Origin of the sequence: Enterobacter sp. SENG-6 (assembly GCF_001605945.1) — a bacterium.
Lineage (GTDB): Bacteria > Pseudomonadota > Gammaproteobacteria > Enterobacterales > Enterobacteriaceae > Enterobacter > Enterobacter cloacae.
This window is the reverse complement of record NZ_LOMM01000022.1, coordinates 284,289-299,674: the sequence shown is the minus strand read 5'-3', so window position 1 is coordinate 299,674 and position 15,386 is coordinate 284,289. Positions and strand designations below refer to the sequence as shown.

The following is a 15,386-nucleotide window of genomic DNA, read 5'->3' as shown; positions in this document are numbered from 1 at the left end:
CGGCAGTAAAAATGTCTCTGCTCCCGGAACTGTCGGTTAATTCTTTTTAAGCTGCCAGTACGGCAGTGCACGCAATCGGCTTTGCAGACGGTTGGTTTGAGTGTTTCTAAGCTGCCTGTACGGCAGTGCACTTGAGTTGCACCAGACGCCGGACTACGAAGCCTTTCTAAGCTGCCTGTACGGCAGTGCACCTTTCGCCAGCTCGTCTGGCGTTTTTACCTCCTTTCTAAGCTGCCTGTACGGCAGTGCACAAGCCAAATGAGCACGTCACGGCGTACTGTGACTTTCTAAGCTACCTGTACGGTAGTGCACGGCAGTAGGTCGCCTACCAATCCCGACATTCATTTCTAAGCTGCCTGTACGGCAGTGCACGATGGACGACATGCTTTCTGAGGTCGCGGCCCTTTCTAAGCTGCCTGTACGGCAGTGCACGCATACCAGTCATAAATTAATGCACTGGCATATTTCTAAGCTGCCTGTACGGCAGTGCACAAATGTCGGCCATCACCAGCGTGTCTGGCTGCTTTCTAAGCTGCCTGTACGGCAGTGCACACGCCCGACCTCCATCCGTAATTATCGCCAAATTTCTAAGCTGCCTGTACGGCAGTGCACTATAAGCGGCAACAATAAATCCCTGCGAATTTTTTCTAAGCTGCCTGTACGGCAGTGCACCCGTCCTCTCGCGATTCTGGCACTTACCAAAATTTCTAAGCTGCCTGTACGGCAGTGCACATGATTACCTTCTTTTTTTCTTGGGTCTTTACTTTCTAAGCTGCCTGTACGGCAGTGCACGGGCAAACGTAAGTTTAAAACCTTGGGAGACTTTTCTAAGCTGCCTGTACGGCAGTGCACATTCTGCTTGAGCCTGAGGCTTCGGCGCATGGTTTCTAAGCTGCCTGTACGGCAGTGCACTTACAGACCCGCAGATGTGGCACTTCGGCGCTTTTCTAAGCTGCCTGTACGGCAGTGCACGATGTTTCCGAACTCCAGCGCTGTAGAGGTGTTTTCTAAGCTGCCTGTACGGCAGTGCACTGAAAGCAAACATCGCTATCGTATTGTCGTAAAAGAAAATAATCAATTCTGATGCCTTTAACCCTTTTTTCAACTCATTCAATTCATCCTTAATAAATCAACAACTTACAAGACCTTCCCTAAATAGGGTTTTGATGCATTTCGTCAGGACAGACCTTTCAATACCCCCTTGCGTATTTCTTCACAAATGCTCTTTATGATGAAATCCGGGTTCCCCACCTCAACCTATTACATAGACAAAACAAAAATAAATATATAAAAATCAACTAATTAAAAACTTTCTATTTTCTCTGGCGAAGCCGGGCGATCTGATTATACTTTCTGAACGAACTCAAAATACTGTATATATATACAGATAAATTGTGTTCCGGGCAGGTCGTTGCCTGACGCTGGGCAACGTCCGTTATGCAGGTTACCCCGTGGAGATACACCATGAACCCTGTCGTGAATACCTATCTCGCCGCCCCTAAAGCCGCTATCACACACTTCGACTCTTCTCAATCCGACTCGCTGCCGTTTCCGGTTCCGTCGGGTGAAAGTACAGTGCATGCGTCGTTACCGCTCACGCCTGCTCTACCGCAGGCGGTCAATGGTCCCATTAACATCATGACCCTCGCCTCCCCCTCACCCGATTATATGTGGGGAGTTACCTGGACCGGCATTACCTATATCAGTACCAGCGGTAATGCCTTTACACCCGTAGCACGCCTTCCCGTTCCGGGACTGACTCAGTTTCCCATAGACCTGCTGGTGACACTGCTCACCCAACCTCTGGATTCACCTGGCGTGATCGAAGGGATCACTTCTCAACTCTCACCGGTTACCCCTTCCGGGGGAATTAACAGTGCCTATTGCCTTGTGGATAACACCAATACCTTGTTCGCTAACTACGGCACAAAAGTCTATGCCGTTGGGTTGAATGTTCCTGATTTACCGTTATTGGGGATAGGCATTAAACGCACGCTGGATACCTCGGCATTTATTCCGGAAGGACAGGCCATCACAGGTCTCGTGTTGACCTATGACGGGAATCTGGTTGTGCTGGGCACGCGGTCCATTTCAGTCGTTTCTCGCACCTTCTCTGGCCCGGTGCATACCCTGACGCTGGGAGCCGATGAGTACGTTTCAAACTCGGCGGCGGTAGATGAACACGGCGGTATTTATGTCGTCTCGGATAAGCTGATGCATAAAGTCGTCTGGACAGGCAGCACGCTCTCTGCCGATCCGGCCGATGGCGCATGGGTAAGTTCTTATCCCACCGGTGATACCTACCCGACCATCTTCGGCTCGGGTTCAGGGGCTACGCCGACATTAATGGGGTTCGGCAGCGATGCCGATAAGCTGGTGGTAATTACCGACGGTAAGAAGCGAATGAGTCTGGTGGCTTTCTGGCGCGATGCGATCCCAACCGGGTTCAGCGAGCGCATTGCGGGGATCATCCCGGTAACCTGCGGTCTGCCCCTGAGCACTGAATACATCCAGAGCGATCAGTCCGTGGCGATTCAGGACTACGGTGCCTTTGTGGTCAATAACGTGGGCGCAGGCACCGGTACGGGAGTCGCCCTTACCGACGCGCTGGCGCGCGGCCCGATCCTTGATTCCCCTCAGGGCGTTGAGCGCTTTGCCTGGGATCCCGTCAGTCACAGCTGGAGTTCAACCTGGAGCCGGGCTGATATCTGCTCCAACACCATGATCCCGGCCATCAGCTCTGCGAGTAATACGGTTTATACCAGCGGTTACTATCGCCATAACGGCGGATGGAAGGTGGTAGGTATGGACTGGAATACCGGGCAAACCGTGCACAGTACCGTATTTAACGACAATATCTGCGGCAACGGCATTTACGCGCAGATGGAGTTTATGCCGGATGGCGATCTCCTGATGAATAGCATCCTGGGGCCAATGAGGGTGCAATTGCCCGGCGGAACCGTGCTGCCGTTATGAGGACGCAATGAGGGCGCAACGACGTCCTCATTCTTTTTTATTATGTAACCGTTGATGCCGTATCAGTGTGCGAAGAAACAGGAAAAATAGCGCACCGAGCGCGCACCAGAATACGCCGCTCAGCAACCAGGCCAGCTCCTGCCAGAGGCTTCGCGTGGACACAAAAAGCAACCGCATCAGCACCAGACACAGCGGTGCCGCCAGCATTGCCCCTAACAGCGGCTTAACAACCTCGCCCTCGCGCGAGAGAAAACTCGCGGCCACGCCAGGCAGAATGAAAAAGAGCAGTCCCAGTTCCGGATGCCCGGAGGCTCTGAATGCCCCCTTAACATTAAACGCTAATGACATACAGACAACGGTGAACAGTAAGAAACAGCTTATCGCCCCTGCCCATTTTCCTTTAATGTTCAAATTATCCTCCTGACTTCTCTATCAAATAAAGTTTCGTCGCGTGGACACCCGATCGGATAAAGTTATGCGGCAATCCTTGCCAAAACCCGCATACGGTTATGCGATAATGAGTAGCCGTTGGTAGCTAATGCGATTAAACTATCCAGCTGCTATTGTCTTAGGGAATTTTTTTGGCCGCAGGGAGTGTAGAAGTATTCCCTGGCACTGAAAACAGTAGCCCAAAATGTCCTTTCATTCAACAACTTACTGGTAAACAAGAAGTTAGCCTCCGTGAATATAAACGTCGCAGACTTGTTAAATGGGAATTACATCCTGTTATTATTTGTGGTACTGGCGCTGGGCCTTTGCCTGGGTAAATTGCGCCTGGGTTCAGTACAACTTGGTAATTCCATTGGCGTTTTAGTCGTCTCCTTATTATTAGGTCAGCAGCATTTCAGCATTAACACAGACGCGCTTAACTTAGGTTTTATGCTGTTTATTTTTTGTGTTGGTGTGGAAGCGGGTCCTAACTTTTTTTCCATTTTCTTCCGCGACGGCAAAAATTATCTGATGCTGGCGCTGGTAATGGTCGGCAGTGCGCTGCTGATCGCGTTAGGGCTGGGTAAACTGTTTGGCTGGGATATCGGGTTAACGGCCGGTATGCTGGCAGGCTCCATGACCTCGACACCGGTTCTGGTGGGTGCAGGCGATACCCTGCGCCATTCCGGCATGGCCGGGGCACAGCTTTCTACCGCACTCGATCACCTGAGCCTGGGCTATGCCCTGACCTATCTGATTGGTCTGGTGAGCCTGATTGTAGGCGCACGCTATCTGCCGAAACTGCAGCATCAGGATCTGCAGACCAGCGCCCAGCAAATCGCCCGCGAGCGTGGTCTGGACACGGACTCCAAACGAAAAGTTTATCTTCCGGTGATCCGCGCTTATCGCGTCGGGCCAGAGCTGGTCGCCTGGGCGGACGGTAAAAATCTGCGCGAGCTGGGGATTTACCGCCAGACGGGTTGCTATATCGAACGTATCCGCCGTAACGGCATCCTGGCGAACCCGGACGGCGACGCGGTACTGCAGATGGGCGACGACATCGCGCTGGTGGGTTACCCGGATGCCCACGCGCGGCTGGATCCAAGCTTCCGTAACGGTAAAGAGGTATTCGACCGAGACCTGCTCGACATGCGTATCGTCACCGAAGAGATTGTGGTTAAAAACCACAACGCCGTCGGCCGTCGTCTGGCGCAGCTGAAACTGACCGACCACGGATGCTTCCTGAACCGCGTGATCCGCAGCCAGATTGAGATGCCTATCGACGATAATGTCGTCCTGAATAAAGGTGACGTATTGCAGGTCAGCGGCGACGCACGCCGCGTGAAAACCGTCGCCGACCGCATCGGCTTTATCTCCATTCACAGCCAGGTCACCGACCTGCTGGCCTTCTGCGCCTTCTTTATTGTTGGCCTGATGATTGGGATGATCACTTTCCAGTTCAGCAACTTTAGCTTTGGCATCGGCAACGCCGCCGGGCTGCTGTTTGCCGGGATCATGCTGGGCTTCCTGCGAGCGAACCACCCAACCTTCGGCTACATTCCGCAGGGCGCGCTGAACATGGTGAAAGAGTTCGGTCTGATGGTCTTTATGGCGGGTGTCGGCTTAAGCGCCGGGAGCGGCATTGGCCACAGCCTGGGTGCCGTCGGCTGGCAAATGTTGGTTTCCGGACTTATTGTCAGCCTGGTGCCGGTGGTGATCTGTTTCCTGTTCGGCGCCTACGTGCTGCGCATGAACCGCGCCCTGCTCTTCGGGGCAATGATGGGTGCACGTACCTGTGCGCCAGCGATGGAAATCATCAGCGATACCGCCCGCAGCAACATCCCGGCGCTGGGTTATGCGGGCACCTACGCTATCGCGAACGTACTGCTTACGCTGGCGGGTACGCTGATCATCATCATCTGGCCTGGACTCGGATAACTCTTAACTTTGCGCGTATCGAAAAAATTTTCGTTATGCGCAGAACTTTTTTATCAGGGGGCAGTCATAACTAGTGCCACTGCTTTTCTTTGATGTCCCCAATTTGTGGAGCCCATCAACCCCGCCGTTTTGGTTCAAGGTTGATGGGTTTTTTGTTGCCTGAAATTCTCTGCTCCATCATCCCCCCTCTTCCCTCCCCCGCCTCAAACATATATGATTAAACAAATATGTATCAACTATCCGCAGGGTTCAACCATGCTCCACCCGCTCCAGCTTTTCAAAACCCTCTCCGACGAAACGCGGCTCTCCATCGTCATGCTTCTGCGTGAAGCCGGTGAGCTATGCGTCTGCGATCTCTGCTCCGCAACCACGGAGTCACAGCCGAAAGTTTCGCGCCATATGGCCTTACTTCGCGAGTCCGGGCTGGTTATCGACCGTCGTGAGGGGAAGTGGGTCTATTACCGTTTGTCTCCGAACATGCCTGCGTGGGCAGCTACCGTCATCGATAACAGCTGGAACTGCCTGCGGGAAGAAACGCGTGCAAGGCTAAAGAATAGCCTTCCTGGGTCATGTTAAACACATTCATAAAAACAGATATAACGGAGTAAACGATGTTTCTGGCAGGGGTAATTTTTCTGTTTACGCTGGTACTGGTCATCTGGCAGCCCAAAGGGCTCAGTATCGGCTGGAGCGCGACGATTGGCGCCGTGCTGGCGCTGGCCAGCAGCGTGATCCACCTTAACGATATTCCGGTGGTGTGGAATATCGTCTGGAATGCCACGGCGACGTTTATCGCCATTATTATCATCAGCCTGCTGCTGGATGAGTCCGGCTTTTTCGAGTGGGCGGCGCTGCATGTCGCCCGCTGGGGAAACGGTCGGGGGCGTTTGCTCTTTACTTATATCGTGCTGCTGGGTGCGGCCGTTGCGGCGCTGTTTGCCAATGACGGTGCAGCGTTGATCCTGACACCTATCGTCATCGCCATGCTGCTGGCGCTGGGGTTCAGCAAGCAGGCCACGCTGGCGTTTGTGATGGCGGCAGGTTTTATCGCCGATACCGCCAGCCTGCCGCTGATTGTCTCGAACCTGGTCAACATTGTGTCGGCAGACTTCTTTAAGCTGGGGTTCAGCGAATACGCCTCGGTGATGATCCCGGTTGATGTCGCCGCGATTGCTGCCACGCTGGTGATGCTGCATCTGTTCTTTCGCAAGGAAATTCCACCGGAATATGATCTTGCGAAACTCCGGGAGCCCGCCCGGGCCATTCACGATCTCCCGACGTTCAGAACAGGCTGGATAGTGCTACTGCTTCTTCTCGTCGGCTTCTTTGTGCTTGAGCCTCTCGGCATTCCGGTCAGCGCCATTGCAACAGCTGGCGCGCTGATTTTATTCGCCGTTGCAAAACGCGGACACGCGATTAATACCGGAAAAGTGCTGCGCGGCGCACCGTGGCAGATCGTCATCTTCTCACTGGGGATGTATCTGGTGGTCTACGGTTTGCGTAACGCAGGGTTAACCGAATACCTTTCAGGCGTACTGAATGTGCTGTCCACCCACGGTTTATGGGTGACTACTCTGGGAACCGGGTTCATCACCGCCTTCCTGTCATCCATAATGAACAATATGCCCACAGTGCTGATTGGCGCGCTCTCTATTGATGGCAGCACGGCAACAGGATTGATTAAAGAAGCGATGATTTACGCCAACGTAATTGGCTGCGATCTGGGGCCAAAAATCACGCCTATCGGTAGTCTCGCCACCCTGCTCTGGCTCCACGTGCTGGCGCAAAAAAACATGACCATTACCTGGGGCTACTATTTCCGGACGGGCATCATCATGACGCTGCCGGTTCTGTTTGTGACGCTCGCCGCGCTGGCGTTACGTCTCTCCTTCACACTGTAATGAGCCACTGATATGACCAACATCACCATTTACCACAACCCCGCCTGCGGCACCTCGCGCAACACGCTGGAGATGATCCGCAACAGCGGCACCGAGCCAGAGATCATTCTGTATCTGGAAAATCCGCCGTCACGCGATGAACTGATCAAACTGATTGCCGACATGGGCATTTCGGTGCGGGCGCTGCTGCGTACAAACGTGGAGCCCTATGAGCAACTGGGCCTGGCAGAAGAGACGTTCACTGACGACCAGCTTATCGGTTTTATGCTGCAACACCCGATCCTGATTAACCGTCCGATTGTGGTGACGCCGCTGGGCACCCGCCTGTGCCGCCCGTCTGAAGTGGTCCTCGATATTCTGCCGGATGCGCAGAAAGGGGCATTTACGAAAGAGGACGGTGAAGCCGTCGTGGATGCCAGCGGGAAAAAAATCACCCAGAAATAGAGGCGGGCCTGCAGGCTAGCGGTCCCTCTCGCCTGCAATCCTTCCCACCATCGCCCGGATCTCCTCACGCGTTAGCGGCGCTCTGTCGGTGACAAAGTGCAGCGTCATTCCTTCGATAAAGGCGTCCAGCGCGCGGGTGGTGACCGGGTCAAACCACTGCTCAAGCGTCGTCTGGCTCATCTGCATCCAGTCCTGCATTACCGTTTTCAGCGCCGCGCTGCGGTGCATAAAAGTGTAGAGCTGGTACATCAGCGCCATGTTGTGCGGCGTCGTCACCTGCGAGCTGTGGATCAGCGTGGTGATGGATTCACACGCCATCTCCGGGCTGGTTACCCCCGCGAAGAAATCACGGTATTGCTGCGACATCTGCCGGGTAAACCACGTGAAAGCCTCTTCCAGCAGCGACTCCATGCCGTCAAAATAGTAGGTCATCGACCCCAGCGGAACCCCGGCACAGCTGGCGATTTTACGGTGCGTGACGGCATGGATACCGTGCTCAGCAATGGTGTCCAGCGTCGCCTGCAGGATCTTCTCCCGGCGATGCGGGTCGTTAGGTGGTCTGCTCATACATGCCTCATCTGATTTGTGTACAAATGTACACAAACTTGCTAGTGTTGTCGCTATTGTTGTGCTTCTGGTGCTTATCTCAATGACTCTGACCTCATCCCGTAAGGCCCTGCGGTTGCGCATGTGGGCGCTTTTCATGTTCTTCTTTATTCCGGGTCTGCTGATGGCGTCCTGGGCCACGCGTACCCCGGCAATCCGCGACATTTTGTCGGTCTCCACCGCTGAGATGGGCATTGTGCTGTTTGGCCTGTCGATAGGCTCAATGAGCGGTATTCTCTGCTCGGCGTGGCTGGTGAAGCGCTTTGGTACCCGGGCGGTGATCCGCACCACCATGTGCTGCGCAATACTGGGGATGCTGGTGCTCAGCGTGGCGCTGTGGTATGCCTCGCCGGTCATGTTTGCCCTGGGTCTGTTGATCTTTGGTGGCAGCTTTGGCGCGGCGGAAGTGGCCATTAACGTTGAAGGGGCTGCGGTCGAGCGCGAGATGAATAAAACCGTGCTGCCAATGATGCATGGCTTTTACAGCCTTGGCACGCTGGCCGGTGCGGGCGTGGGCATGGCGCTGACGGCCTCCGGCGTGAGCGCGAATCTGCATATCCTGCTGGCCGCGCTGATCTCTGTTGTGCCGGTGCTGACCGGCATCCGCGCCATTCCGGACGGCACGGGCAAAAACACCTCTGATGAACATAAAACGGCGGAAAAAGGGCTGCCGTTCTACCGTGATTTCCAGCTGATGCTGATCGGCGTGGTGGTGCTGGCGATGGCGTTTGCTGAAGGCTCCGCCAACGACTGGCTGCCGCTGCTGATGGTAGACGGACATGGGTTTAGCCCGACCTCTGGCTCGCTGATCTACGCCGGGTTTACGCTGGGGATGACCGTCGGACGCTTTACCGGCGGCTGGTTTATTGACCGCTACAGCCGCGTGGCGGTGGTGCGCGCCAGCGCCCTGCTCGGCGGGCTGGGCATTGCGATGATCATCTTCGTGGATGTGGACTGGATTGCCGGCGTATCGGTGATCCTCTGGGGCCTGGGTGCCTCACTTGGCTTCCCGTTGACCATATCCGCCGCCAGCGATACCGGCCCGGATGCCCCGACGCGCGTCAGCGTGGTGGCGACCACAGGCTATCTGGCCTTCCTGGTCGGGCCGCCGCTGCTGGGCTTCCTGGGTGAGCACTACGGGCTGCGCAGCGCCATGCTGGTGGTGTTAGGGTTGGTCATGATTGCGGCGCTGGTGGCGCGCGCCGTGGCGAAGCCGGAAAAAGAACAAACGACACTGGAGAAGGGATATGAGCGTTAAACTGATTGCAGTCGACATGGATGGCACCTTCCTGAGCGACGCGAAAACCTACAATCGCGAACGTTTTCTGGCGCAGTATGCGCGCATGAAGGAGCAAGGTATTCGCTTTGTGGTGGCCAGCGGTAACCAGTATTACCAGCTGATCTCCTTCTTCCCGGAGATTGCGCATGAGATTGCGTTTGTCGCCGAAAACGGCGGCTGGGTGGTCAGCGCCGGGGAAGATGTTTTTAACGGTGAACTGTCGAAAACGCACTTCGATACTGTTGCTGCCGTGCTAAACGACGTTCCCGGCATTGAGATTATCGCCTGCGGCAAAGGCAGTGCCTATACGCTCAAAGCCTATGACGATGAGTTCAAAGCTATCGCCGCGAAGTATTATCATCGCCTCGAAATGGTAAGTGATTTCGACAACCTGAACGATATTTTCTTCAAGTTCGGGCTCAACGTTTCTGACGATGAAATCCCGCGCATACAGGCCATGCTGCACGAAAAACTCAACGACATTATGGTGCCCGTCACGACCGGCCATGGAAGTATCGATCTGATTATCCCCGGCGTGCATAAAGCCAACGGCCTGCGGATCCTTCAACAGCGCTGGGGCATTGACGACAGCGAGGTGGTGGCTTTCGGCGACAGCGGGAACGATGTGGAGATGCTGCGCCAGTCAGGCTTCAGCTTTGCGATGGCGAATGCCAGACCGCATATTAAGGCAGCGGCGCGGTTTGAAGCGCCGCATAATAACGAGGAAGGCGTACTGGATGTGATTGATAAGGTGCTCAACAGAGAAGCACCGTTTAATTGATTCCGTGCGCTCTGGTGCCCTCACCCTGCCCCTCTCCCACCGGGAGAGGGAATAAGAATTATGGCTGCAGGGCGTTCCCGACGCGTTTGTCTTTCAGGAACATCACCATCAGGATAACCCACAGCACGCCGTTGGCGAGGTTAAACAGGCTGAACAGACCGTTGCCGCCGAGCGCATAAGCGTGCTTGCTCACCTCGATCCCGACGGTAAAAATCAGCATCTGCAGCATCCCCATCGCCGCCGAAACGGTGCCTTTACTCATCTCGCTGGCAAACAGCGTCAGACGCACCAGCCCGGCATTCGCCACGCCAATACCGAAGGCATAAATACTCAACCCCGCCGTCATCCACAGATAGGCATGAGATGATACCACCGTCGCCACCGCGGCCACGGTAAGGCCCGCCGCAATCGGCCAGCCGCCCATGATGATGAGCGAGCGCACCGTGCGACGTGATGTCAGACGCGCCAGCACAAGGTTACCGATAATCAGTGCGCCAAAAATAGGCACCTGCAACAGCCCGTACTCGTAGCTGCTGAGCTGTTCACCGCTGATGATAATGACCGGTGACTGGGCGATCCACGCCAGCAGCGGCAGGCTAACAAAGCCCGTCGCCAGCGCGCCTGCCACAAAGCGGCCGTTTTTCAGCACTGCTTTATAATCCCGTCCCAGCTCTTTCAGCGACAGCGTCTCACCCAGTCGGGTGGCCGTTTCCGGCATTGCGCGGTGCAGGCCAAAGAACGCGATGGCGGCCAGCACGGCGAAGAGCACAAACATGCCTTCCCACGGTGCCACATGCACCCACGCGGCGCCCACCAGCGGCCCCAGCAACGGAGCAATCAGCGCCACGTTCGCCATCAGCGCGGTGATTTTGATACACACCGCCTCCTCAAAGGACTCCTGAATGGCGGCATACCCAACGGCACCGATAAAGCACAGGCTTACCCCCTGCAGGAAACGCAGCAGGGTGAACTGTTCAATGTTTTGCGCCAGCAGCGTGGCGAGACAGGTCACGATAAACCACACCACGCCCGTCAGCATCACCGGACGGCGGCCAATACGATCCGACAGCGGCCCTAACAGCCACTGTAAAAACATGCCGCCAGCCAGGTAGGCGGTCATAGAGGTCGGCACCCATTCAATACCTGCGTTGTATTGCGCCACCACGGCCAGCATACCGGGCTGAATCATATCGTTGCCGATATAGGTAGAGAACTCGTAAAGCACCAGACACAGAGGGAAAAGTAACGCCTGACGACCCAGACGCGTACCCGAAGAAGAACGGTTTAACATGCAATCTCTTTATGATGAAAAAATCGCGATGAGTGTAATGAATTGCCGCTGTCTGAGATAGCAAATTATCCAGAAGAAACAGAAATAAAGCATTTATCGTCGTTGTTTAAGGTTTCCTTAAGTTGACACCAATATGATAGCCATATTTCACGCTGCCAACCAACTCTATGACCCGCATATCCCCTCGTTCAGAATTGTCTAAGTTACAGACAAATAAGACAAAACAACTTTACCGCCTGCCTGTGCGCTTTTATGGTTATCAGCTTTTAGTGCTGATCGCCCTTGCCGTGGTGTTTACCTGGCTTTCTCGTGGCGAAACGCTTGATAAATGGATCACTGGCTTTTGGTATGACGCGGCAACACACCGTTTCCCGCTGCAGAAAAACCCGCTGCTGGATCTGCTGAACCACCGGCTGGCGAAGTACATCGCCATTGCCATGGCGGTGGGTGCGCTGTTTTACGGTGCCTGGAAGCGCAATGCGAGACTGGTCACTGCCGCACTGCTGATGGGGCTTGGCACGCTGGTGGTTGGCGTGTTGAAAAGCCTGAGCCATCACAGCTGCCCGTGGGATCTGGTGGAGTATGGCGGTAAGGCCGTCTCTTACCCGCTGTTCAGTTCCGCTCCGGCAGACAGCGGTCCTGGCCGCTGCTTCCCCGGCGGCCATGCGTCCAGCGGCTTTATGGTGATGGGTCTGTTCTTTGCCTTCTGGCGCGAACGTCCGCGTCTCGCCTGGAGCTTTGTGGCCTTCGGCGTGGTGTTAGGTCTGGCGATGGGCTTTGGCCAGGTCATGCGCGGGGCGCATTTTTTCTCTCACAACCTGTGGGCTGGGTGGTGGGTCTGGTTTTCCCAGGTAGCGGTCTACGGCCTCGTTTCTGCCTGGTTTGCTAAAGAGTAAAAACGCTATGTTAGAGAATCTGAATTACCAGCTGTTTTATCTGATCAACGCCACACCGGCCTCGCCTGAGTGGATGATCGATCTGGCCACTTTCCTGGCAAAAGATCTGATCAGTATTGTGCCTGTGCTGGCGGCTATCCTCTGGCTGTGGGGACCGCGCAGCCAGGTCAACGCGCAGCGTCAGCTGGTGATCAAAGTGGCGATGACGCTCGGGGTCAGCGTGCTGGTCAGCTATGTTCTGGGTCTCGCCTTCCCGCACGATCGTCCTTTTGTCGAACACGTCGGCTATACCTTCCTGCACCACGCGCCAGATGACTCGTTCCCAAGCGATCACGGTACGGTGATCTTTGCTTTTGCGCTGGCCTTCCTGTTCTGGCATCGCCTGTGGTCAGGTGCGCTGCTGATGGCCATTGCGGTCGCCATTGCCTGGTCTCGCGTGTATCTGGGCGTACACTGGCCGCTGGATATGGTAGGCGGCTTCCTGGTGGGGCTGATCGGCTGCGTAAGCGCGGCGATCCTGTGGAACCTCTTCGGGCTGGCGCTGTATCGCGGACTCTCGTCTCTCTATCGCACCCTTTTCGCTATCCCGATCCGCAAAGGCTGGATACGTGACTAACCCCGGTATGACAGGTTACACTTGAGCCCCCGCCCTGCGGGGGCTCACTTTTTCATCCTGAGGATCTATGGAAACACGCCGCGATGACCGCATAGCTCAGTTGATACAGGCGCTGAAGCGTAGTGATAAGCTTCATCTTAAGGAAGCCGCTACCCTCCTCGGCGTTTCAGAGATGACCATTCGCCGTGACCTGAACAGCGAGAGCGCGCCCGTCGTGCTGCTGGGCGGCTATATTGTGCTGGAGCCACGTAGCGCCAGTCATTATCTGATCAGCGATCAAAAGACGCGCCTGGTTGAAGAGAAACGCAAAGCCGCCCGTCTGGCGGCCTCTCTGGTGCAACCGCACCAGACGCTGTTTTTTGACTGCGGCACCACCACGCCGTGGATAATCGAAGCCATCGACAGCAGCATCCCCTTTACCGCCGTGTGCTACTCGCTGAACACCTTCCTGGCCCTTCAGGAGAAACCCGAGTGCCGGGTGATCCTCTGCGGCGGTGAGTTCCACGCCAGCAACGCCATTTTTAAACCGCTCAATCTTCAGGACACGCTCAGCAATTTGTGCCCGGATATCGCGTTTTACTCCGCGGCGGGCGTGAGTACCCGTCAGGGGGCGACCTGTTTTAACCTGGAAGAGCTACCGGTAAAACACTGGGCGTTAAGCGCCGCGCAGTACCATGTGCTGGTGGTGGATCACAGCAAGTTCGGCAAGGTGCGTCCGGCACGGATGGGCGAGCTGGCACAGTTCAATGCCATCGTCAGCGATTGCCGCCCGGATGAAGAATACGTGACCTACGCGAAGGCGCAGCAGGTGAAGTTAATGTATTGAGAGGGGTGCGGTGTGATGCCTCACCCCGGCCCTCTCCCACCGGGAGAGGGTGAAAAGCTGGAAGACTTAACTAAACCAGCTGCCAAACCAGCTATGGAATTTCATCATCACGAAGTCCCACATCCGGCTGAAGAAGCCGCCCTCTTCGACCGCTTCCATCACAATCAGCGGACGCTGTTCAATCGACTTACCGTTTAACTGGAAATCAATCGTCCCGACCACCTGGCCTTTTTTCAGCGGCGCGGTGAGCTGCGGATCGGTCAGGGTATAGCTCGCTTTCAGGTTTTTCAGCTGACCACGTGGAATGGTCACCGACCCGGCTTCACCGGCCCCCAGGTTCACTTCACTCTTGTCACCAAACCAGACGCGCTGGCTGACGAACGTGGCATCCGGTTTAATCGGCGTCACGGTTTCAAAGAAGCGGAAGCCCCAGGTCAGCAGTTTTTCTGACTCGTTAAAACGAATACGGTCGGTTTTGGTGCCCAACACCACCGAGATCAGACGCATGTCACCCTGGGTCGCGGAGGCCACCAGGTTATAACCCGCCCCGGCCGTGGTGCCGGTTTTCATCCCGTCAACGTTGACGTTGCTGCTCCACAGCAGACGGTTGCGGTTCGGCTGGCGGATTTTATTAAAGGTAAACTCTTTCTCTTTGTGGATGGCATATTCGTCCGGCACATCGTGGATGAGCGCCTTGCCGAGCAGCGCCATATCGCGCGCGGTACTGAACTGGCCCGGCGCATCCAGACCGTGGACGGTTTTAAAGGTGGTATTGGTCAGACCCAGCTTTTGCGCATAGCCGTTCATCAGGCCAATAAACGAGTCCTGGCTTCCCGCAACATAATCTGCCAGGGCGATACAGGCATCGTTGCCGGACTGGATAATCACCCCTTTATTCAGATCGGAAACGGAAACCTGATCCCCCGGTTTCAGGAACATTACCGATGACCCGCGCAGCGCCGGGTTGCCGGTCGCCCAGGCGTCCTTCCCGATGGTGACCATATCGTCGAGCTTGATCTTACCCGCCTTCAACGCCTGGCCAACCACGTAGCTGGTCATGATTTTGGTCAGGCTGGCCGGGTCGAGTTTCTCATCCGCATTGCCTTCCGCCAGCACTTTACCGCTGGAGTAATCCATCAGGATCCAGGCACGCGCATCTACCGGCGGCGCTTCGGGCGCAGCCTGCTCAGCCGCATAGAGAGTTGGTACAAACAGGAAAAGGAGCGCGGAGCCTGCCGCCAGGCTGCGCAGAGAAGTCATTTTTCGCGTCATAAATGCCACCCGAGTGTCCATTCAAAAATTACGTCACATCACCGTGTCGCAAGAAGCGATGAGTAATAGCGCACTAAAACGGTTAATGAAACCCAACGAGGGTAAAGTTATTAAAGTTTATGCAATAACAT

The 15,386-nt window shown here is 55.4% G+C and carries 14 protein-coding genes and 1 CRISPR repeat array; of the genes, 10 read left to right on the top strand and 4 right to left on the bottom strand.

Annotated features, from left to right (window positions below; all coding sequences use genetic code 11):
* Window positions 1-43 precede the first annotated feature (43 nt).
* Window positions 44-1,032: direct repeats of the CRISPR family, unit length 28 nt; unit sequence TTTCTAAGCTGCCTGTACGGCAGTGCAC.
* A gap of 432 nt (window positions 1,033-1,464) precedes the next feature.
* Window positions 1,465-2,976: a hypothetical protein gene (locus AX755_RS12995; RefSeq protein ID WP_062856880.1), complete on the top strand. Its 1,512-nt coding sequence runs from the start codon at window positions 1,465-1,467 to the stop codon at window positions 2,974-2,976.
* 27 nt (window positions 2,977-3,003) lie between these two features.
* Here AX755_RS12995 and AX755_RS12990 read toward each other — a convergent pair whose 3' ends face one another.
* Window positions 3,004-3,387 (bottom strand): inner membrane protein YbjM, encoded by a 384-nt coding sequence (locus tag AX755_RS12990; RefSeq protein WP_013097375.1) that lies wholly within the window; start codon window positions 3,385-3,387, stop codon window positions 3,004-3,006.
* 270 nt (window positions 3,388-3,657) lie between these two features.
* Between AX755_RS12990 and AX755_RS12985 the strand changes: the two genes are divergently transcribed.
* From AX755_RS12985 to arsC, 4 genes are all read left to right on the top strand, one after another.
* Window positions 3,658-5,343, top strand: a complete 1,686-nt coding sequence (locus AX755_RS12985) for an aspartate:alanine antiporter (RefSeq protein WP_014169303.1) — start codon at window positions 3,658-3,660, stop codon at window positions 5,341-5,343.
* Between the two features lie 255 nt (window positions 5,344-5,598).
* The gene (locus AX755_RS12980) at window positions 5,599-5,919 is read left to right on the top strand and encodes a metalloregulator ArsR/SmtB family transcription factor (RefSeq protein WP_044158760.1); all 321 of its coding nucleotides are present in this window, start codon (window positions 5,599-5,601) and stop codon (window positions 5,917-5,919) included.
* 35 nt (window positions 5,920-5,954) lie between these two features.
* A complete protein-coding gene (locus tag AX755_RS12975; protein WP_062856879.1) occupies window positions 5,955-7,244 on the top strand; it encodes an arsenic transporter in 1,290 nt (429 codons plus the stop codon).
* A gap of 12 nt (window positions 7,245-7,256) precedes the next feature.
* Complete coding sequence (gene arsC / locus AX755_RS12970) at window positions 7,257-7,688, top strand: glutaredoxin-dependent arsenate reductase (RefSeq protein WP_013097418.1); 432 nt, start codon at window positions 7,257-7,259, stop codon at window positions 7,686-7,688.
* A gap of 15 nt (window positions 7,689-7,703) precedes the next feature.
* Here the strand turns inward: arsC and AX755_RS12965 are convergent, their stop codons facing one another.
* Complete coding sequence (locus AX755_RS12965; protein WP_062856878.1) at window positions 7,704-8,255, bottom strand: TetR/AcrR family transcriptional regulator; 552 nt, start codon at window positions 8,253-8,255, stop codon at window positions 7,704-7,706.
* 82 nt (window positions 8,256-8,337) lie between these two features.
* Here AX755_RS12965 and AX755_RS12960 point away from each other — a divergent pair, with 82 nt between their 5' ends.
* Both AX755_RS12960 and AX755_RS12955 read left to right on the top strand, forming a co-directional pair.
* A complete protein-coding gene (locus AX755_RS12960) occupies window positions 8,338-9,552 on the top strand; it encodes an MFS transporter (RefSeq protein WP_023620242.1) in 1,215 nt (404 codons plus the stop codon).
* Window positions 9,542-10,354 (top strand): Cof-type HAD-IIB family hydrolase, encoded by an 813-nt coding sequence (locus tag AX755_RS12955; RefSeq protein ID WP_023620241.1) that lies wholly within the window; start codon window positions 9,542-9,544, stop codon window positions 10,352-10,354. The genes AX755_RS12960 and AX755_RS12955 overlap by 11 nt, the downstream gene beginning before the upstream one ends.
* Before the next feature lie 58 nt (window positions 10,355-10,412).
* Here AX755_RS12955 and AX755_RS12950 read toward each other — a convergent pair whose 3' ends face one another.
* The gene (locus AX755_RS12950; RefSeq protein WP_013097422.1) at window positions 10,413-11,645 is read right to left on the bottom strand and encodes an MFS transporter; all 1,233 of its coding nucleotides are present in this window, start codon (window positions 11,643-11,645) and stop codon (window positions 10,413-10,415) included.
* 167 nt (window positions 11,646-11,812) lie between these two features.
* Here AX755_RS12950 and AX755_RS12945 point away from each other — a divergent pair, with 167 nt between their 5' ends.
* The 3 genes from AX755_RS12945 (at window position 11,813) to deoR (ending at window position 13,983) form a co-directional block, all read left to right on the top strand.
* Window positions 11,813-12,541 (top strand): phosphatase PAP2 family protein, encoded by a 729-nt coding sequence (locus AX755_RS12945; RefSeq protein WP_029882876.1) that lies wholly within the window; start codon window positions 11,813-11,815, stop codon window positions 12,539-12,541.
* 7 nt (window positions 12,542-12,548) lie between these two features.
* Window positions 12,549-13,157 carry an undecaprenyl-diphosphate phosphatase gene (gene ybjG / locus AX755_RS12940; RefSeq protein WP_020689884.1) on the top strand — a complete coding sequence of 203 codons (609 nt, stop codon included), beginning with the start codon at window positions 12,549-12,551 and terminating at the stop codon, window positions 13,155-13,157.
* A gap of 67 nt (window positions 13,158-13,224) precedes the next feature.
* The gene (gene deoR / locus AX755_RS12935) at window positions 13,225-13,983 is read left to right on the top strand and encodes a DNA-binding transcriptional repressor DeoR (RefSeq protein WP_013097425.1); all 759 of its coding nucleotides are present in this window, start codon (window positions 13,225-13,227) and stop codon (window positions 13,981-13,983) included.
* 66 nt (window positions 13,984-14,049) lie between these two features.
* Here deoR and dacC read toward each other — a convergent pair whose 3' ends face one another.
* Complete coding sequence (gene dacC, locus AX755_RS12930) at window positions 14,050-15,255, bottom strand: serine-type D-Ala-D-Ala carboxypeptidase (RefSeq protein WP_040020720.1); 1,206 nt, start codon at window positions 15,253-15,255, stop codon at window positions 14,050-14,052.
* Window positions 15,256-15,386 lie beyond the last annotated feature (131 nt).

What these genes read in the sequence shown, in the direction of transcription:
- AX755_RS12965 (WP_062856878.1), bottom strand. Translation starts at nt 8,255, where the DNA reads ATGAGCAGACCACCTAACGACCCGCATCGCCGGGAGAAGATCCTGCAG.
- ybjG (WP_020689884.1), top strand. Translation starts at nt 12,549, where the DNA reads ATGTTAGAGAATCTGAATTACCAGCTGTTTTATCTGATCAACGCCACA.
- deoR (WP_013097425.1), top strand. Translation starts at nt 13,225, where the DNA reads ATGGAAACACGCCGCGATGACCGCATAGCTCAGTTGATACAGGCGCTG.
- AX755_RS12955 (WP_023620241.1), top strand. Translation starts at nt 9,542, where the DNA reads ATGAGCGTTAAACTGATTGCAGTCGACATGGATGGCACCTTCCTGAGC.
- AX755_RS12945 (WP_029882876.1), top strand. Translation starts at nt 11,813, where the DNA reads ATGACCCGCATATCCCCTCGTTCAGAATTGTCTAAGTTACAGACAAAT.
- AX755_RS12995 (WP_062856880.1), top strand. Translation starts at nt 1,465, where the DNA reads ATGAACCCTGTCGTGAATACCTATCTCGCCGCCCCTAAAGCCGCTATC.
- dacC (WP_040020720.1), bottom strand. Translation starts at nt 15,255, where the DNA reads ATGACGCGAAAAATGACTTCTCTGCGCAGCCTGGCGGCAGGCTCCGCG.
- AX755_RS12960 (WP_023620242.1), top strand. Translation starts at nt 8,338, where the DNA reads ATGACTCTGACCTCATCCCGTAAGGCCCTGCGGTTGCGCATGTGGGCG.
- AX755_RS12950 (WP_013097422.1), bottom strand. Translation starts at nt 11,645, where the DNA reads ATGTTAAACCGTTCTTCTTCGGGTACGCGTCTGGGTCGTCAGGCGTTA.
- arsC (WP_013097418.1), top strand. Translation starts at nt 7,257, where the DNA reads ATGACCAACATCACCATTTACCACAACCCCGCCTGCGGCACCTCGCGC.
- AX755_RS12980 (WP_044158760.1), top strand. Translation starts at nt 5,599, where the DNA reads ATGCTCCACCCGCTCCAGCTTTTCAAAACCCTCTCCGACGAAACGCGG.
- AX755_RS12975 (WP_062856879.1), top strand. Translation starts at nt 5,955, where the DNA reads ATGTTTCTGGCAGGGGTAATTTTTCTGTTTACGCTGGTACTGGTCATC.